The 18,867-nt window shown below is 53.7% G+C and carries 18 protein-coding genes; 9 read left to right on the forward strand and 9 right to left on the reverse strand.

Annotated features, from left to right (window positions below; all coding sequences use genetic code 11):
- The first annotated feature begins 311 nt into the window (after positions 1–311).
- Both ACZ47E_RS07260 and ACZ47E_RS07265 read left to right on the forward strand, forming a co-directional pair.
- Entirely contained in the window at positions 312–1,616 is a 1,305-nt protein-coding gene (locus ACZ47E_RS07260; RefSeq protein ID WP_464016807.1) for an SIR2 family protein, read from the forward strand.
- The gene (locus ACZ47E_RS07265; RefSeq protein ID WP_464016808.1) at positions 1,606–3,597 is read left to right on the forward strand and encodes an ATP-binding protein; all 1,992 of its coding nucleotides are present in this window, start codon (positions 1,606–1,608) and stop codon (positions 3,595–3,597) included. The genes ACZ47E_RS07260 and ACZ47E_RS07265 overlap by 11 nt, the downstream gene beginning before the upstream one ends.
- 173 nt (positions 3,598–3,770) lie before the next feature.
- On the opposite strand, the gene ACZ47E_RS07270 is transcribed toward ACZ47E_RS07265, so the two are convergent.
- The 4 genes from ACZ47E_RS07270 to ACZ47E_RS07285 form a co-directional block, all read right to left on the reverse strand.
- On the reverse strand, positions 3,771–6,959 hold the full coding sequence (locus tag ACZ47E_RS07270; RefSeq protein WP_464016809.1) for a P-loop NTPase fold protein: 3,189 nt from the start codon (positions 6,957–6,959) through the stop codon (positions 3,771–3,773).
- A protein-coding gene (locus ACZ47E_RS07275) for an IS3 family transposase (protein ID WP_092651477.1) occupies positions 6,880–8,069 on the reverse strand; the annotation gives its coding sequence in 2 pieces (ribosomal slippage) (positions 6,880–7,820 and positions 7,820–8,069; 1,191 coding nt in all). The genes ACZ47E_RS07270 and ACZ47E_RS07275 overlap by 80 nt, the downstream gene beginning before the upstream one ends.
- Positions 8,070–8,130: 61 nt before the next feature.
- On the reverse strand, positions 8,131–8,532 hold the full coding sequence (locus ACZ47E_RS07280) for a P-loop NTPase fold protein (protein WP_464016810.1): 402 nt from the start codon (positions 8,530–8,532) through the stop codon (positions 8,131–8,133).
- Positions 8,533–8,826: 294 nt separating this feature from the next.
- A complete protein-coding gene (locus ACZ47E_RS07285) occupies positions 8,827–9,375 on the reverse strand; it encodes an AAA family ATPase (RefSeq protein ID WP_464016811.1) in 549 nt (182 codons plus the stop codon).
- Positions 9,376–9,488: 113 nt separating this feature from the next.
- Here ACZ47E_RS07285 and ACZ47E_RS07290 point away from each other — a divergent pair, with 113 nt between their 5' ends.
- The 3 genes from ACZ47E_RS07290 (at position 9,489) to ACZ47E_RS07300 (ending at position 11,227) form a co-directional block, all read left to right on the forward strand.
- Entirely contained in the window at positions 9,489–9,752 is a 264-nt protein-coding gene (locus tag ACZ47E_RS07290) for a hypothetical protein (protein ID WP_464016812.1), read from the forward strand.
- Between the two features lie 178 nt (positions 9,753–9,930).
- A complete protein-coding gene (locus ACZ47E_RS07295; RefSeq protein ID WP_464016813.1) occupies positions 9,931–10,608 on the forward strand; it encodes a hypothetical protein in 678 nt (225 codons plus the stop codon).
- Between the two features lie 481 nt (positions 10,609–11,089).
- Entirely contained in the window at positions 11,090–11,227 is a 138-nt protein-coding gene (locus tag ACZ47E_RS07300) for a hypothetical protein (protein ID WP_464016814.1), read from the forward strand.
- 105 nt (positions 11,228–11,332) lie between these two features.
- Here the strand turns inward: ACZ47E_RS07300 and ACZ47E_RS07305 are convergent, their stop codons facing one another.
- Positions 11,333–11,530 (reverse strand): hypothetical protein, encoded by a 198-nt coding sequence (locus tag ACZ47E_RS07305; RefSeq protein WP_464016815.1) that lies wholly within the window; start codon positions 11,528–11,530, stop codon positions 11,333–11,335.
- 112 nt (positions 11,531–11,642) lie between these two features.
- Between ACZ47E_RS07305 and ACZ47E_RS07310 the strand changes: the two genes are divergently transcribed.
- Positions 11,643–12,218: a PIN domain-containing protein gene (locus ACZ47E_RS07310; protein ID WP_464016816.1), complete on the forward strand. Its 576-nt coding sequence runs from the start codon at positions 11,643–11,645 to the stop codon at positions 12,216–12,218.
- Here the strand turns inward: ACZ47E_RS07310 and ACZ47E_RS07315 are convergent.
- The 4 genes from ACZ47E_RS07315 to ACZ47E_RS07330 form a co-directional block, all read right to left on the reverse strand.
- Positions 12,177–14,147, reverse strand: a complete 1,971-nt coding sequence (locus ACZ47E_RS07315; protein ID WP_464016817.1) for an AAA family ATPase — start codon at positions 14,145–14,147, stop codon at positions 12,177–12,179. The two genes, ACZ47E_RS07310 and ACZ47E_RS07315, sit on opposite strands and share 42 nt — an antisense overlap.
- Positions 14,148–14,193: 46 nt before the next feature.
- Positions 14,194–14,811, reverse strand: a complete 618-nt coding sequence (locus ACZ47E_RS07320; protein WP_464016818.1) for a hypothetical protein — start codon at positions 14,809–14,811, stop codon at positions 14,194–14,196.
- A gap of 603 nt (positions 14,812–15,414) precedes the next feature.
- On the reverse strand, positions 15,415–15,951 hold the full coding sequence (locus tag ACZ47E_RS07325) for a hypothetical protein (protein ID WP_464016819.1): 537 nt from the start codon (positions 15,949–15,951) through the stop codon (positions 15,415–15,417).
- An 89-nt stretch (positions 15,952–16,040) separates the two neighbouring features.
- A complete protein-coding gene (locus ACZ47E_RS07330; RefSeq protein WP_464016820.1) occupies positions 16,041–16,709 on the reverse strand; it encodes a hypothetical protein in 669 nt (222 codons plus the stop codon).
- 160 nt (positions 16,710–16,869) lie between these two features.
- Between ACZ47E_RS07330 and ACZ47E_RS07335 the strand changes: the two genes are divergently transcribed.
- From ACZ47E_RS07335 to ACZ47E_RS07345, 3 genes are all read left to right on the forward strand, one after another.
- Positions 16,870–17,298 carry a PPC domain-containing protein gene (locus tag ACZ47E_RS07335; RefSeq protein WP_464016821.1) on the forward strand — a complete coding sequence of 143 codons (429 nt, stop codon included), beginning with the start codon at positions 16,870–16,872 and terminating at the stop codon, positions 17,296–17,298.
- Between the two features lie 821 nt (positions 17,299–18,119).
- Entirely contained in the window at positions 18,120–18,356 is a 237-nt protein-coding gene (locus ACZ47E_RS07340; RefSeq protein WP_464016822.1) for a hypothetical protein, read from the forward strand.
- 51 nt (positions 18,357–18,407) lie between these two features.
- Positions 18,408–18,866, forward strand: coding sequence for a hypothetical protein (locus ACZ47E_RS07345; protein WP_464016823.1), 459 nt, complete (start codon positions 18,408–18,410; stop codon positions 18,864–18,866).
- Position 18,867 lies beyond the last annotated feature (1 nt).

Here is an 18,867-nt window from a genome sequence, read left to right on the forward strand (position 1 = left end):
GGGTTTGGTTTGTCCCTGCGCTGACTGATCGGGGCAACTCGAGGCATTTGATTTGGGCATATTTGCTTTTGAAGCGTTTCTCGCGATCTCTAAGTGAGAAATTCACGCGTCGGATCATCAATCGCACGATCGCAGCATTCGTCGTCATCCGCCAAAACTTGTTCGATGCTTCAATTGCCTACAGCACCTAATCGCTTCCCGCCGGAAATTTTTCACCGCATTGGATATCACTGCGAATTTCGATAGTGTCTTGCTACCGGAGTTTGTGATTCACGGCGGTGTTCGCGCGATTTTTTCAGATGGGGGATTTGGTGGCGGATCAGGAAACGGCGCAACTGAGGCAATTCCAGTTTATTCGCCATGGCGACCAGTCGAGCACGACGCTGGACTGGGAGAGTGGCCCCAGTATCGTCCAGAAGGCGCTCGGCCAAGCCCTTAACGCTCGCAACGTTGCTTTCCTCCTCGGCGCGGGTTGCTCGTCGCTGGAAATCGACGGTAAGCAGCGAGGCATCCCGACGATGGCCCCATTAGCTGCCGAGTTCTGCAAGCACCCACTACCTCCTGAGTTCGATGATGATTTCAACCTCATCACCCCGCCCCCGTGGGGTCTTACCTCCGATGACCCCGAGTTTCTTAATGCCAACGGAGCATCTCTCAACGAAACGGAGTACACGTGGAATCTCGAAAGGCTAATGGAGCTCCTGTTCAGCCTAGCGTTCATTTATAGACGCAGCGACAAAGCTAGCCACAGCGTCTCCTTAAAAACCGTTGAAGGCATCATCAACAAGGTAAAGACGTTTCTTTGGGAGCGGTGCACTGAGGGGGTGTTCGCCTCCGGAGACAATTCACTCTTGGATGTCTATGAAAGCTTCTACCGTCGCCTAGTATTGCGGGATCGGTCTCTACCACGTCCGTGGATTTTTACGACCAATTATGACCTTTTCAATGAGCGCGCGATGGACCGCTTGGGTCTACCGTATACCAACGGCTTTTCGGGAGTTGTTGAGCGTCGATTCAATCCCGCCACGTTCCGCTACGCTCTCGCCGAACAGCTCGACGTTACGAGTCGGAAATGGTCCGCCGTCGACGGATTTGTGTATCTCTGCAAACTGCACGGCTCGTTAAGCTGGACAGAGGACGACCATGGACTGTTTCCAATCCGTGAGGTCTGGCCACAGGATGCGGTTTCCAAGGTCATGATTTACCCTACTCCCGCGAAACAGAATTCAAGTCTTGGCTCACCTTATTCAGACCTTTTTCGCGAATTCCAGAGCCGTGTCGTACGAGAGCAGAGCGTTCTAATTACGGCCGGATTTGCCTTCGGAGACGAGCATCTCAACAACATCATCTATCAGGCGTTGACCATCCCGTCATTCAGATTGATCGTGTTCGCAAACCCCGACTCCAAGGGAGAGATTGCCAAGCTACGCGCCCTAAGCGACGAACGCATTTGGATTATTGGCGGCGATGGTCCCGACGAGAAAAACCCTGCTCACTATTTCAATACGATTGTCGAGTATTTTATGCCACAGCGTCAGAGCGATAGGATCGACAACGCAGTTAGGTTAGTCATTGAGACCATGGGAGCGACGAAGGACGCGACAGATGGGCAATGATGACCGCAAGCGCGCAATCGGAAAGGTGATATCCGTCTCGGCCGATCGGTTTGTGGTCGAGGTTCACGCTGGCACTGACAATTTCACCGTGGTCGGATTTGATGACATTCACTACGTCGCGCGGCTCGGATCGTTTCTTATGATCCCCACGCCTCCCGAGTATGTAGTCGCCGAGGTCGTGGGCTTGCGGGAAAGGGAGGGTCAATCCCGCGAAGGCGGAGAAATGGAAAACGCAAGTGGAGCCAAATTTCTCGATCTAGTCCCTGTCGGGATGCTCCCTATGGCGAGTGACGGCAAGTTTCGTTTCGGCGTCTCAGTTTTTCCATCGCTTTTCGCCGACGCCTTGTATTCACTGGACGCCGAACTAGATCGTATATTTGACACTGAAAATGGGACGGAACCGTCGAGGAATAAGGACGGTGGAACGCCGACGCCACCCGAAGCGACCCGGTACCGCAATCTCGCGATTGGCAAATCCGTCATCTTCGAAGATTACCACGTCAAAGTCAGGATCGACGATTTCTTCGGCGGTCACATCGCGGTTCTCGGCAATACTGGAAGCGGCAAATCGTGCACCGTCGCGTCGGTACTGCAGTCACTCTTTGAAAAGACGGACGAACATCGTGCCCGGGGCGCAACATTCGTCGTCTTCGACGTCAATGGCGAGTACCATGAAGCATTCAAGAAACTGGGAAACGAGTCCCAGATTGGCGTCAAACGGCTCATCATCGACGGCACCTCCGCCTCCCATACCTTTCGGCTCCCGCATTGGTTTCTCGATCTTTCTGAATGGGAGCTTTTGCTCCAGGCCAGCGAACGCACACAACTCCCGATCCTCCGAATGGCGCTAGGCCTAGTCACGTTGTTCGGTCAGGCCTCAGGAGCGCAACTCACCAAGATCAAAAACCACATCCTCGCGACTTGCATCACACAGATACTAGGTGATGAGACCCCGCCGGGGGCGAAAGAGACACGGATTCGCGGCATTCTTCAGCGGTTTCGCACGACCGAGATCAATGCAAACGTCCTTGGCTCCCATATCACTGTAGACTTCGGCAAGATGCCTGGCTTGGAAAGCGCATACAAACTATTGGCCGGCACCAATGGTGCCGGCGGATACATAGACCCCACCATTAAGTTCCCTGACTACGAGAATATCCCTTTCGATTTCACAGCGCTTGGAGACGCGATCGATCTAGCACTGCTTTACGAGGAATCTCACGGCAACCGCCAAATTCGAGATTACTGCTCGCAAATGGTCACACGCTTCAAGGCGCTGGAAAAACGGGGCGACTACGAGTTTCTCCGGCATGTATCCACCGACCAGGTGTCGCAGTCCGAATTTCTTGCGGGATTGCTGGGACTGACGGTCGGGCATGGGGGCGGACACTTTAAATCCGCCCAGATCGTCATTCTCGACATGAACCAGGTGGAGGACGAGGTTGTGGAACTGGTCAGCGCTGTGCTCGCGCGGATGGTGTTCCGGCTTCTTCGGCATGCCGAACCACGCAATCGGTTCCCCGTGCATTTATTGCTCGAGGAGGCCCACCGTTACGTAGCATCGACACCATCGCGATATGCCATGGATGCTGGACGAGTCTTTGAGCGGATCGCCAAGGAGGGACGGAAATATGGTTTATTTCTCCTGGTCTCCTCGCAGCGCCCGAGCGAGTTGTCCAAGACAGTCCTCTCCCAATGCTCCAATTTCGTCGTCCACCGAATTCAAAACCCCGACGACCTGTCCCAGATCAGGCAAATGACGCCCTTCATTTCCGACAGCGTGTTGAAACGACTCCCGTCCCTTCCGAAGCAGCATGCGCTCGTCTTTGGCAATTCCGTCAATCTTCCCACGACGTTCAAAGTTCGTCGTGCTGATCCGTTGCCCGCGAGCACTGACACACAGATAGTTGAACTATGGTTTCAGGAAGATGGACGGAAAGCCCTTTTGATGCTGGGTTCGAGTTCGGACGCCGAGCAATAAGGAAAATCTGCACGGTCCACACGGATGGTGCTGAACGGCACGCAGCTTAATCTGAGGTCGTTACAATACGACTGCTCTGCATCCTGCAGCTCAATTAGCAATACGGCTGACATCGACATCGGTCACGTCGCTTTCCCCCATGGAGCGCCACCTCCTCAGCCTCAGCCTCAGCCTCAGCCGCTGCCGGTCCCGAACCAAATGTCCAAGAAGCCCTTTACCTTACGCTTGCCGTAGAAGAGCTCTCCCAGTTGCCGGGCTCGATCTCTCCTATCAAAGGGTTTCGAGAAGGCAGTCATAGCTCCGTGAAGCTTTTCACGTGTACTTTCCTGGGAAGAAGCAATCATTTCTTTGACCTTCGTGTGCCCCAAGGCCTCAAAATCGTTCAAAACGCGATTGATCCCCCCCTCGAGTGCAGAGCAAAGGAAAAACCGGACTAGGACGTCTTTTTCGGGTTTCCGCAACTGCTCCCAAGATCGGATAACGTGGCTGATTGTATTGGGGAAGTGTAGCACGGCGACCGATAGATTTGTTGGGGTGACGTCCTTGGCCGCTTCGCGAATCTGACGATACATGTCCCTGTGAAAGCTAGGATCGATGGCGCTTATTAGCAAATCGAGTTGAAGTGTACCGGGTGGTGTAAATCGTCCTGACAAGATGTCCAGCAACATTTGAACCATGACATCGCGAAACTTCGGATCGGCAACCCTAAAACTCGATCCCTCTATCATTTCTAGGAAAACATCAGAAAGCCCGTCGGCGGCTGATAAATGGTCAGGCCAATCCGTGACCGGGACAGCCTGCAGCTGTTTTGTCAAATGCTCGCGAACCTTCGTCCAGCGGCTGGTTCTTAGCTCCCTTGCGTCGCGGATGAGGGCCACTGAATACTCAGAAAGTTCAAGCTTCGGTATGTCGTTGTCTGAAATTCGTTCCTCAAAACGCGCAAGTACTCCAGCCATCGACGCACCAAGAAGGCGTTGCAAGAAGTCATAGTGCCTATTCAACGTCTCCAGGTTTATCCATGGTAGATCACCGTTCTCGAACCCACGCCTTATCACCTCATTAGTCAATCGATTCTCGGTTCGACTAGCGCCCGCGTTGATGAGGGCGGTGAAGACAGTCGCCTTTTTGTGAAGGTGAGCGATCCTGTCAAGTTGTTCGGAAGAAGCGCCCTCGCCAGTTATCAAAGCGTTGGAGAAAGCCGTAAAAAACTCGGTTTCATCTGGAACCAACACGCCGTTGCGGGCTGGCTTTGTAGGCACAGGGAGCGACATCTGCCCAGGAGACTGCATAGCCAGGAAGAGTGCGGAACCGAACACGGCATCGCTTTCTGACTCCATCGATTCTGTCAAATGTTCAAAAAACTGTGATGTTGCGAAAATCTTTTCGGCATTGAGGTCTTTCCGCATGTTATGTGGAACCACGGAGTAAACCTCGGCAGCAAGCTCTAATTGCTCTCGGAACTTGACCATATCGCTTACCTCGGGTGCCTCAAGCTGCTCCACGAGATACGAAAAAATGGACGCTTTTAGTTCGTCATTGATCAAGTTGAGGGATAAAAGCTCGGGGAAAGCGGCACGCATTTCCGCGGGTCGCTCAGCGGCATAGGTTGGATACAGAGAGTTCTCACCACCGAAATCTATTCTAGCCTGACTTAGCCAACTTAAACGCACACCTTCCTTCGCTGCGTGGGCTGCAAACCCAAACAAAAATCTCGGGTCGCTCGATATCGCAAACTTGCCCAGTTCCCTCGGCAAGAGGTTGTTCGACGCTTCTGATGTGAGCTTCCGATGCAAATCGCCAAGGAACGAGACCCAACGAATTCCATCTTCAATCTGCAGAATTTTTTTGTCGTTTTGAGAGCCGTGGCTTGTAGCTATCAGCGATCTCACCAATACGGGTAGTTGATCGGGGTGTGCAATTTCAGTCACGGCCAGCAGTCCACGGTAATCCTGCGGGTCGAAGCTGAAACGACGCATGCGCATCACTGATGCGACCAAACTCTTCTGGAAATGAGGTTTGGCATCTCCGTTATAGACTTTGGAAAGGCTAGCAAAATTTGAAACGGAGTTCGGAAGTTCGCCGCTTTCATCCCATTCATCGGCATTCTCTTGGACAACTTGGTCCACACGAACGTCGAAACCTGCCGAATTCGAAATTTCAATAAGTTTTTCAGCGCTGTGAACGGCGGCGTCTTTGATCCGCTGATCAAGCATTAGCTGAAGTGCTAACTCCGGTTCGACGTTGAAGATCATTGCCGAAAGGTTCTGCTCGAGCTCATTGTCGTCGGCGATTTGACGAACTCGTGGTTCGATTGAATCTGGATTATTCAGAAGCCCTGGATTCTCTTCCAAAGCATCCTGATAGGCTATGTAAACTGCAACAGTTGGCAGCTTGAACCTCCCACCGTGCAGTACGTACATTCCAGCAAGCTCGTTGATAAAACCGATGATCTGCCTCGGCGTCGCGCTACCACTTCGATGTCTGATAATTCGGTCGAATACCAGATATACACGAAACAGTTCGTCGCGATCCGAGACATCGGGCAGGGCCTCCCCCATTTTTTCAATGAAAAACTCTCGAGAATTCGACATGACGGGAGGCGAAACCTGAAGTATTTCATCGAAGGTCTTCGTGAAAATTTCACGCGCCCCTAGAGGAGAAAGGGTCAACCGTTCTTTTTTTTCCGAACCGGTCGCCTCTTGTTCTTCGATCAGGTGACGGTGGTATGGTACTATAACGGTCACGGACTGCGATGGGTTATTTTTTTGAACCGACGAACTGCCCGAAAAAACAGCCCGCACTTGCGCCCAATAGTCATTAAGTTCTTTTTTTGGCAGACGGTCTATGTTGTCGAGGACGACAACTACTCTGACCTTTTCGGACTGTACAATCGACAGGATTTCCCTAAGCGTGGTCTGAAATTCGAAATCGTTTGGGTCGATTTCTCTTATGTATTGCGTCACCCTCTGATCTTCAAACTGCTTCGAGCCGATCAGCAATGTTTGTGAGAGCGCCGTTCGATATTTTCCCAACAGGCCTTTTAAGCCTGCGCCCGACTTTCTCCACTCGCAGAAAGTCTTTCGGAGGGCCCAAAGGAAAGTTCCGGCAACGAACAACACTAGCAGCTGGAATGAACCGGACCAGAAGAAGTCAGCCTTCACCGCAGATTTATCGAATTGATGTTTTGCCCAAAAATAATAGAGAGGAAGGAACGGGAGAGCTGCGATAACCAACACGCCCCACCAATCCAAAATCGACTGGTTCTGACCTTGCCCCCAAGTTTTATCCAGTTTTGAGTTCGCTCCAGCGGTTTTGGGTTGCTGTATTCGGGGCGGTAGCGGCGGGGTGTGGTGCGGAGCCATTTCGGCTGCGCAGCACCGCATCACGTCGCGGGTTGATTATCTGAGCGAACTCGGCGGGTGTCAGCCAGCCGAGGCCAGAGTGTGGGCGGTGATCGTTGTAATCGTAGCGCCAGTTTGAAAGCGCTGATCGAGCATGAGCTAGCGACGAGAAGAGAGTCTCATTCAGGAACTCGTCTCGCAACCGCCCATTGAAGCTTTCGATGAAGGCGTTCTGGATCGGCTTGCCCGGTGCGATATAGTGCCATTCCACCTTGGTCCGATCCGTCCATTGCAAGATCGCGTTGCTGGTGAACTCGCTACCATTGTCGCTGACGATCATCTTCGGCTTGCCTCGTCCCTCGATGATCCGGTCCAGCTCACGGGCAACCCGCAGACCGGAAAGCGACGTATCGGCGACGAGAGCCAAGCACTCCCTGGTGCAATCGTCGACCACCGTAAGCACCCGGAACCTGCGACCATCGGTGAGCTGATCCGACACGAAGTCCAGTGACCAGCGATCATTGGCGGCAAGCGGGATCAGCATCGGTGCTCGTGTGCCTATCGCTCGTTTCCGACCGCCGCGCTTGCGCACCGTCAGTTTCTCTTCCCGATAGAGCCGGAAGAGCCGCTTGTGGTTCACAAGGTGACCCTCACGCCTGAGCAGCACGTGAAGGCGTCGATATCCAAAGCGGCGACGTTCATGCGCCAGCGCCTTCATCCGCTCACGAAGGTCATAGTCATCGCTGCGCCTGGTTTCGTAACGGATCGTCATCCGGCAAAAGCCGATGGCTTTACACGCCCGCCGTTCGCTCATCTGGTGGTGATCCATCAGATGAGCGACAGCTTTTCGCCTTGCTGCGGGCGTCACCACTTCTTTCCCAAAAGGTCTTTCAAAGCCGCATTGTCCAGCATCGCATCTGCCAGGAGCCGTTTCAGCTTCGTGTTCTCGTCTTCCAGCGTCTTCAAGCGCTTGGCTTCGGATACGTCCATGCCGCCGAACTTGGCTTTCCACTTATAGATGCTGGCATCGCTGACGCTGTGCTTGCGGCAAAGCTCCGAGACCGGCGTGCCAACCTCGTGCTCCTTCAGAATGCCGATGATCTGTTCTTCTGTAAAACGATTGCGCTTCATTCCCTGGTCCTCTCATTGGGCCAGACCTTACTTCAAAATGGATTATTTCAACGGGGCAAGGTCAGTTCGTTGAACGAACCTCTCGGACTTTCCCCTTCACTTTCCGCTCGACCTCTTGCAACTGTGAGCGATGCTTTGGGAAAGTTGCAATCGCCCAATCTAGGAAGTGCTCCAAGAGCGACCTACGGAACGACGACCCCTGCGATTGCCAGATGTCGAACGTGAAAAAATGATATGCCCGGTTCTGCTTGGTTTTCCGTTGGTCGAGGATTTTTCGAGCGATCTCCACGACTGTGGATTTACCACTGCCCCACGGGCCGTCGAGCCCTATCGCTCGGTCACTTCCTGAGAAGTTCGCAATCGCTTTTGAGAGCGCCACGGCGGTCCGCTCATGACCTTTTCCGTTAAAATGGTCCTCGTTCGAAGGTTCGTCTATGAGAATCGACCTGCGTATAACACCCATAGCTACTTCGGACCCCCGCCCATTAACAACTGATAGGTGTAGGAATACTTTTCCTCAAGCGAGCCGACAACGGAGGCGACTACAAAATCTTGAGTGATCAACAAGTTTAATCGCAGATGTCTTTGTCTCCATCCTGACAAAGGCGCTGCCTGAACCAACGCATTTCTCTACCAAAAATTCAAGGAACTTGTCTCGCATTACAAATCGTCGATATCGTCAGGCCTCAGTGCGCCTTCCTCATTCAGCACATCTTTGAGTGGTCTGCCGCTAGCTTCGCTGAATGACACCTCAAACCTACCCTTGGGAACAACGGAGTTCGTGGGCAGCGACACAGCGCTGTACGGCCATTGGAACTGGGATGACTGGTGGCATGGCAGTGGCGAGATCACTGAGCAACATCGAACGTTTTGCATTTCTCGCATAGCGTCGGGCATCACGGACACGCCGTTCGATGTCGGCACCAGACCAGCCGTCGCTTGCCAGCACCACCTCGGCAAGCGCTTCGTCTGCAAGGTCTCCCCGAAGATAGAAACGGTAGATGTCATGGCGCGCTGTGTCATCCGGGAGAGGAATGCAGAAATGGCGCTCTAGGCGTCCTGCTCGAAGAAGCGCCGGATCGATAATCTCCGGGTAGTTCGTCGCACCGATCACAATAACGCCTTCGTGTGATTGTGCCCCGTCCAAAAGTTCCAGAAGACCGTTGATAACCTGACGATGGTAGTTGTCGTTGCTACTGCCCGTTCTGTCGTCGCGGCTAGTGAAACTGTCGAACTCATCAATCAGGAGGATCGACGGTGCCTGCCGCGCAGCCTCGGCAAACGCCTTGCGCGTTGCCTTCAGCATATCGCCGAGGTGATCCGATCGCCAGAAATGGCCCACACACTCGACGAGGTGTGTAAATCGGCGTTTGCCTGCTGCGAAAACCTACTGCACGATTAGTGGGAGGAGCATTTCACATGTCTGAAAAGATCACACTGCCTTTCCACCCGCATACGATCGCGACTCTCGACGGGGTCCTGATCGGCGATTTTGAGCCTACGGCGGATACGCTCATTTTTGAGTTTGAGATGGGAAGTGGCGAACGCTTCCAATTGAACCTTCACGAGATTCTGCAGGCATTGATTTTTTGTTCAGAAACCGGAGCTATCCCGCCCTTATCGTTAGATTGGATAAGTGAGGCGGCTGCGATCCATGGTAGGGTATTTCAAGAGAATGCATGACGATCGGCAAGATTACGAAGTGGATAGGGACACCGCCGAGAGAGTGCTGGGAAGAAACTATCCTTGGTACAGACCCCAAGGCAACGACCGCGGCTACTTTGCTGTCTGCGCGCGATGCGACAACCCAATTCGTTTGATTGGACTATATACGGGAGGGGTGACACCCCATGGACGCCACGTGGGACGTCCAAAGGATGGCTTTCCGTATTTTGATCGGATTTCCAACGACTTTTGTGCTTACGACCGTCCAAGAAACATCAACAAAGGCGACCGAAGGGAAATCTCTGATTTCGGTCGAAAGATAATCAGGATCGCGATCGAAGAATTCGATCGAGTTATATACGTCCTATCCCAAACGCTCGGCTTCCATGTTTCGACGACGCTTGCTGTAGAGATGCTCCGAGATTGGATAGCTGCAGAGGGGTATCTCTATACGGGTGCCCACCTGCGGAATATTCCATGGATGCTCGCATATTTCTCTCGACGACAATCTCTCTTCGGACGGCGAATCCGCAATAACGAAGAGTTGGTGGCTGCGATTGATAACCACGAACCAAATGCAAATTTCGAGAACCAGACCCTTGTGAAAGGTCGCCATTTTTACTCGGTAACGTTCGAATTCATAGGCCATCGCATACGCCCACTACCCGAGGCGAGGCTCGAAGAATCCCTGACTATGCGCGTGTTCGGAACTGCCCCGTGGGGAGGAGAACCACCATTGATCCTCGAACAACAGGTAGTGTTTGACGATTCACGTTTCGCGGCGTTGATGAATACCTCGCCGGAACGAGCACAAAGGAACGATCGATTGCTTACGATCGCCCAAACGGTTGGTGGCCACCTTGTCGAAGAATAGTTCGGAAATCTCGTCGCTCGGATTTGTAACTTTCAAAACCAGTAACGGCGTCGTGAATGTATCAACAAAGACGATCATTCAGTGCATTAGAATTGCAGTTGAAGAAAAGCGACTGCCACCGCTCGACCCTGCGTTCGAAGGCATTGGTCCGTAAATTGAAATCGTCAAAACCAACGCTCAAGTAGCTCGGCGAAATCGGTCTGAAGTAGTTTTCTGCGATTTCTCGGGCAAAAATCTCAATGTGTTTTATGAGGCTGGGATAGCACGCACCTTTGGAAAGCACGTCTACCGATCACCCAAAACGACGCCGATGTTCCGGCCGACCTTCAACACCATCGTTACCTCAAATATTTAGACAACAATCAGGGGCACACCGAATTTGCGACCATATTGCAACATCGGCTTTCGCCGGTCTCTGTCTCCAAAAAAAACGTTATTTGTTCCGACTACAGCCCAGACGGAAAGGCGATTCGCTTAATGGATGGGCACACATCTTCGGCAATGGCGTGCGACCAATCTAGCGGCTGCGCTGGAGGCGTCCACGGATGTCTATGACGGGTTCGCGACGAAGCTCGCCGATCCCACGACGGAACCGCTGCAGGCGCATTGCGGTCGATAACCATGACCACGATCGAGCCAAACGCTTAAGCGTGCCGACGCTGCCAGTCCAGGAATTTGCGGCGTAATTCCAATAGAATTCCAAATAGAAACTTCATAATCGAAGCTACAACTCGCCGATATCTCCCGGCTGCAGCGGCCCTTCCTTATCAAGGATATCGTCCAGTGATTTGCGCCCAGCCCTCTTGAAGGACAGTTCAAAACTGCCATCGGGGACAACAATATATTGCGACGACCTTCGCGCCGCCTCCAATAGGCTAGGTAAGTCGGCCGAAACCTCATCAATCGTCCAGTTCCGCGACATCGTCCCTTCCTCCAATTATCGACTATGAGATTTCTTAACCCGAAATTTACCAAAACAAGGCAAACTTTAATTAAGACTCCGCGCGGCTTTATGTACACCGCGAGGACGAAAAATGGCAGACCCCATTTTTTTGCTGGATACTAACATACTCAGCAATGCCGGCTTGCAACGTCCTCCACCTGGATTGCGCTCCTGGATGAAAGCCATTGGAGCCAAGTCACAAGCGCTCTCGTTTCCCGTAGTAGCAGAGTTAAGGCGGGGTGCCCACCTGGCCGCTCGAGATGATCCACAAAAAGCGAAGCGCCTCCACGACTGGATCGAAGACATCCTTGCCGTCGACTTCCGATTTGCCGAACTCACCCCCGAAGCCGCCGATCTCTACGCTGAAATGACGACCGTCGGTCCACTGCGGCATCTGTACATGCCGAACCCAAAGCAAAAGAAAGAGAAGCTTGGGCATGATCTTCTTTTCGCCGCCCTATCGATCACCCACGAGATGCCGATTGCTTCCTTCAACGTGAAGGACTTCATGCTGATCGACAGGTACTTTCCACTGCCTGGCGTTTTTCATCCGCTCGAAGCACAATGGCATGTACCTTACCACGCGGGCTCGCCCGGCAATACTTACGGAATGCCGCAAATCTTCCTACCCGAGTTCGTGTCCAGTGGTTTTGATTTCATGAGATAAAGTAAAACCTCTGTTGCTTTCTACGACAGATCGGACTCTTCGAGCCGATAGGCTGCCTTCCCGCAAAAGTTGGGCATGGAGATCAAGAAGAGCGCTCCTGTGTTCCTCAAGCAAGGATTTCGCCCGCCGAAACTCCCTCTGCAGTGTTGCTTCAACGGTCTTGTGAAGACCCTTATAGCGACGACGGTGTGCCGACAGTTCTCGCGGGCTATCGCCAGGCTCGACAGACATTTTGTTTCCAAGCCCCCACCTGGTTTCCATCATCGTTGCCAAATCTGTCGCGCGGTTGAGGTCGGCCGTCGGATCACCGCCGGCTCCGTTCCCATATTCACCAAACAAAATCTCCTCAGCAGCAATGCCCCCAAGCAGCGTCGCAACTTTATCTCTGAAGTATGTGGATGTCTTCCGGCTAAAAAGCCGCTCCTCAAACTCCGTGTGACCCAGAGATTGGGACCGGTTGCCAACCTGAATAGCTCTCTGGATCGAGACCGACACCAACTGGTCCGTCTCCAACAACACACCGAGGATGGCATGGCCAAGCTCGTGCGCGGCTACGCAACGTTGCACTGCCATCGGGATCGTTAGAACTGGCGGCATTGCGTCAATGAGGTCAGCGAGGACAACTGGACGCGCCGCCCGTCGCGCTGTGCGACGGGCATCGCGGACACAACGCTCGATGTCCGCCCCCGACCAGCCTCCGCTCAAGGAAACAATCTCACCGAGATTGTCGTCGATAAGGTCTCTCCCGAGATAGAAGCGGAAGATGTCATGACGCGCTGCCTCATCTGGAAGCGGAATAACGAAATGGCGCTCCAGGCGTCCTGCTCGAAGAAGCGCGGGGTCGATGATATCGGGATAGTTCGTCGCACCGATCACGATGACGCCTTCGTGTGACTGCGCACCGTCCAAAAGTTCCAGAAGGGCGTTGACCACCTGACGATGGTAGTTGTCGTTGCTACTGCTCGTTCTGTCGTCACGGCTGGTGAAACTATCGAATTCATCGATCAGGAGGATCGACGGTGCCTGCCGCACAGCCTCGGAAAAGGCTTTACGCATTGCCTTCAGCAAATCGCCGAGGTGACCTGCCGCCTGCCATCGAGCCGCCGACCCGAGGATTAGGGGAAGGTTACAGGTTCTTGCCAGAGCCGCCGCATAGGACGTCTTGCCCGATCCCGGAGGACCCGAAAGCAAGGCGCCTCGATCGGCATCGTGCCAAGAAAGCCTCCCAGCCTTCCATGCCGCCAAGTCCTCGGCGAGTTCAAGGCCCCAGGCTTTGGCACCGCCGTATCCAGACAGTTCATGCAGGGTCGGTCCAGACGACGCGAGAGCGGAGGGCCGCTTTCGATTTTCGATATGTGGATGTCGACGGAGACGCCCGATGCTGGCCGTCAGGGATCGTCCGCGCCGCAAACCGAGTTCGGCCCGCTTGGGCGATTGGCCCGCCAAAAATTCGGCGTCCGCTTCTGTAATATTCCCAAACCCCATCCGTCGACCCGCGATCTGGTAATCGGTTGGTGCCGGCAGGGCCAAAGAGACCACGATATCAGCGACGATGCGGACCTCGTCCGACATAAGTTCGTCGTCCTGGAGAAGAATGATCGCCCGCTTGAGTTCTCGCAGTTTCCTGAAGGCCTCGAAATCGTCGGCAAGATCAGTCTCTTCGTCTACGACGAGGACGTAGTTGTTGCCGCTTTCGCCACTCTCCGGCACCGTCCCCTCAAGCAACCACTTTGCGGCCATCTTGTAAGCATGAACGTCCACTTTCGGCGGCATGATGAAAGCTGCCACGAACGACGAACGCCTTTTCAGGAAGCATCGGATTGATCGCGACATTGCGATGATCGCAAGATGGGTCGGCAGGGTCAGCTCGTATTTCGAGCTGTAGTACGGATCGCGGTTGCCCATAAGATTAGCTGTATAGGACTGCATTGGATACCTCGGAACATGGAGAATAATGGTGACGCTGGCGGGACGGTCAGGTCCGTATTCTCCGCACCATGGTCTCAGGGCCGAGTAATTCTGTATCGAGATCGACTTCGACGAAACCGCGCAAGATCATCTGGGCCAATCCGGCAACTGGCTTGGTTTCGACGAAAACTGTCAGGCATTCGGCGATCGTCAGGTTGCCATGCTCTTCGAGGACAGCCAGCACCCGCAGCCGATCACCGAGTGCCAGAACTGCACCGCCGTACCTGAGCAGGTCTTTTGCATTTTGAAGGCGAGGCCCCTCGTAGACTTCATCGGCAAGCAGGCGGCGATAGCGCGTGCCCGCTGTCATGGCGACGGCCGCAATTGCGTCGGCGTCGATAGGCAACGCTCTGTCCGGACTGTCGATAAGCATCCTTCCACCGTCGTAGTTGACGATGCCGAAATCGGGCACGTGAGATACTGTGCGACAATCCAGGGAAACAGGCATGCAGCTCCACGAAGCGATGGCTGGATTGACATCCAGCAGACAGGCGGTGTCGCGCGCCACTTGTGACCGAAAAATGGATGGTCCGTCGCATTTGATCGTGGCGGCGGGAGCAAATGTACGGATGGATGCTGAATGACGGCTGGCGCGAACCGATCTCGCGCGCTCTGCGATACCCATATTGAAAACCTCAGACTAAACATGGCCGATCGTCGCCGCGATTGCGCAGCGAAACGAAATCAACCTATTCGTATGAGGTGGGTCATCTTTTGCATGCGAGAACAATTAGTGAACAAATATCCAAAGGTCAAGATATCCATTTAGATTTTATTGCGTCGACGATTGTTATTGGAAAAGCTGTAGAAGTGTCGGTGGTTTGGAATTGGCGATTGCGATCCATTGATCGCCAGTTGCTATCCGCACCGCCATTACGCTTCTTCGCGGCGATTGCTTCCAACCGAGCGCAGGAAGTACGGCCCAGACGCGCCTACTAAAGACAACAGCCAAGGCCATACAGCGGCCGGCTCAGTGGGGTGTGCCGCTTTTTTCAGAAAGGCACGGACGCCCAAGTCCTTTCCGAGGAGATGAGTCCATTTGCTATAAGGGCAACGGCGGAAAGTGGCGACCGGTCAGTTGGGATCATCACCGCCGAGGGGAACGTCCCACCCTCCGCAATACATTAGTTATGATTCATAATAATAAATAGCAAGATTAAAATCCCTGTCATATGGGCATCACGCGATTTGATTGGTGCCGGCATCACCTGATGTACACGCCACGACGTCAACGACTTGAGCCGATATTGACGACAGCGGAGGAGCCTACCTGAACGAAAGAATACTCGACCGCACCTCGCCTCCACCAGGCTGTCGTACTTTCGATCGCGTCATTCTTGTCAAGACTATCCGGTGCACCAAGCCTCTCCGACAACGCATCCAGAAATCCGGCGGGTCTTGACGTGGAATATGCGCACGCTTTGTGTCCATTTGGACCAGTAGCAAGCCAAAAAGACAACGACTCGACTCCCCCAGCCTCTTCTTGCCGCCAGCCCACAACGTCCACCGAACCGCCATCATAGGCAACGAAACTACGACGCCATTCCTCTGTTTCCGCGCCGGTCAGTCGCGGCCAGCCAAGTGCGTCCCCCTCGATCATCGCGGCCTGTACGGTGGGTGCTTCACAGATATTGAGGAGACGCTCCGGCGTCACGTCCGCCGACATTGCCGTAGCCACTCCGAAAACCAGAAATGCGGAGCAAAAGCTGCCAATGGTCGATACATCGAGATACCGATGGGAGCTTGTACCCTTTTCCTTCCTCATGTCTTCTCCGGTTCATCATCTTCTATGGGATCAGGCTAACCGCGTCGTAATGTTGCGGATGAATGCGGCCGGTTAAGGATCATGGCCGCTCATACCAGACGAAACAGACTTCCTGTCGTTTGCAAACGCTCCTCCAGCAATTCCATAAGCTGCTCCTCGCGAATACGCCCCTGTCCAAGGCCAAGCTTCATGGCCAACTCACGCCAACCAAATGTAGGCTGTATCTGGGGTGCGCCGTAGGCGTCAGCAAACCACGCGAGCGCGACTGCGTAGCCGTATCCGTATTCCATCTCAACCGAGCCGCCGACAGATATCCAGATATCGGCACCGATAAAAATCGGCGTCCTGAAATCGCCACCGACTACCATCGACGAGTCTTCTCTGGACGCGAAAACCCACTCCCTGGCGATAGCATCTCCAGTGACGAAGATGATGCTAGCCCAGTCATTATCGACGCTGTCGCATTTCAAATCGCCAAAGACAACGAGGGTAACATGCCCATCGCCCCCTTCAATGCATGTTGAGACTTTGCCACTGACATGCAGGTCCCCGTCAATCACGGTGATCCATGAAGGCGGGGCGAAATCCTCGTCAATATTCAGATCGCCGCGATGAATGCATGCGTCCGCAGTTTCATTTTGGGGACCTCCGGGAACCAACTGAAACCTCAGAAGGGCCTCGGCCACGGCAGGATTAGGCAGCTCTTGCGATCTCCGTACTACAAATTTCTGCCACTCCGCTGACGTTACACTGCTCAAATGCACCAGCTCTCACCTCTTTTCGTCCAACGTAAGTGAACGTCTGCCTGCCACCGGAAGCGGACCTTAGAAGGCTGATATAAACATGTCCAGCAGGGTTGGTTTGCGTACAAACGGCTTCACGGAGTACTTTTGTAGCAGTGGACTGTTTGGAGAGAGAATGATGCCGGAAAGACTTTTACCAGTTTTGCGTCTGTTGTCGGTCGTCACCGCGCTGCTAGGCCCGGCGGGCATGCCCGTTTTTGCAGAATCTCGTTACGTTGCGGCAGGAACAGCGGAACAGCCTACCGATTTGGGTGAGGTCAAGGATGTCCTGACATTCAGCGGACGAACCGGCGAAGGGCCGATGAGAGACGCATGGTTCTCATTCACGCTCCCGAGGGCCGGCCGCGTCAGGATCGCGGTAGACCAACCAGACGTCACATTCGATCTTCGCCTACCTGGCAGTCGCGGCGTCGATGGCGTTGTGATCAGTACCGCCTTCTCGCGTGAGGCCAGCATCGAGTACGAAGTGGATGCGGGAACGTACCTGTTGCGGACCTATGCGGACACGCCCTCAAGTTACACCGTCACCCTGAAGGCAAACTGAGACAGGCGCGGATCGAGTGGCTGGCCTGGCACTCAAATGGCTGGCAGCATGAATGACAAGGGGCGGGAAACTATCCGCCCGCCCTGAAATGACCGCTGTCGGAATTGCCGCTCATAGTCCTGACGTCCAAAAATGGCGTCGGAAGCCGAACGGGCAGTTCGGGCGGGAACCATCATTGAGGAAATCATGGATATCCGCAGGCATTGGCTGTGCGTTGCCACGTAACCTGACGCACAATTAGATAAATGGATTGCAGGTCGCCAGCGAATCCTGCGTGCGATCAGGACGTGTCCAGAAGTCACGTTTTTGCGGAGCCGGCCAGTCTTCGGGCTGGCCGGTTTTGCATAGAGCGACTCGCCAGCCAAGTCTGTTTTCAGATGCAAAAAGTGCTTCGACCTGCCCTATTGTCCCTGATCTTTTTGATGATCATCGCGCTGACTGTGGTGATGGGAGGTGTCATTGGATGGGATGCGGGGTGGTTTCATCTTGCCGATGACCATGCCACCACGATCAGCCGCGATCATGTCTCGCAGGTCCTTTCCCCGGATAATAATAGGCCTTACTTCTCGGTCTTCCCTACTTACCATGGGAACGATAACGCAGGCTGAGAAAAGCGCGCCTTTGCGCTTGATGCAGACCTACGCTGCATTCAAACACTCCGGATGGAGCAGCTACCGCTAATGGTTGACTAGGCCGGAGATCGCGCCTTTTGCGTGTGAAATATTGCCCACCGCTTAAAATCATTATATTATAAAGCAATCATTTGATGTCCGAATATCGATTTATAATTATTGTATTTTTGTAAAATATTGGAGACCCCATTGCGTTACGCCGTAATTTTAAGAACGACGAACGGTGAAAATCCTGTTTTTGAAAGCGATGACATCACGCGTTGCCTGGGATGGATTGCCGATCAGGCAAAAACCGATCCGACAATGGCAAAGGAAGAATACAGGGTAGTTGATAGAGACTTTGAACAAAGCGTCGGAATAGAGCAGGACGAACAGGTCCTGCGCGGAAGGTGGGACATTACCTCCGGCAGCTCTGATCCCGGTTGACCGGTCGCCGTTGCCCGTGACACATCTCGCCTATGCCATCACGCCGCGGAAGTGGCGCGCGCGCAGTTCGGCGACAAGCTTGCGCCAGCAGATGATATTTTGCCGGAGGTGCGTCTGGCCGATGCTGATATCAAGGCGCGCATCAAAGAGATTAACGACCAATTTGATGCAGCTCGGCCGAAGCGGTTGCGGGTTCGGGTAAAAAGCTATTCAACGGACAGGGTATCCATCGCAGTTTCCGATGCAGAAAGCCCCGCGCGCAAAAAGCTTATGCATCTCAACAGGCGGGGCAAGACAGGGATCGAAATCATAGACGCGATCAATAGAAGCGTCCGAGAAACCGTGACAGCAATTCATGATGAGAAAATCGCGAGATGGTTCTGTTCAACCTATGGAAACGAGCTGCTCAACCCTCAGGCATTCAGTATCGATGACGGTTTCAACGTGCTCGTTATTGTGCCCGAGGACTCAAGTTCCCGCCTAACGCACAGGCCCGACCGATATCCGTAAA

The sequence above is a fragment of the Agrobacterium sp. 5Ca39 genome (genome assembly GCF_055382365.1).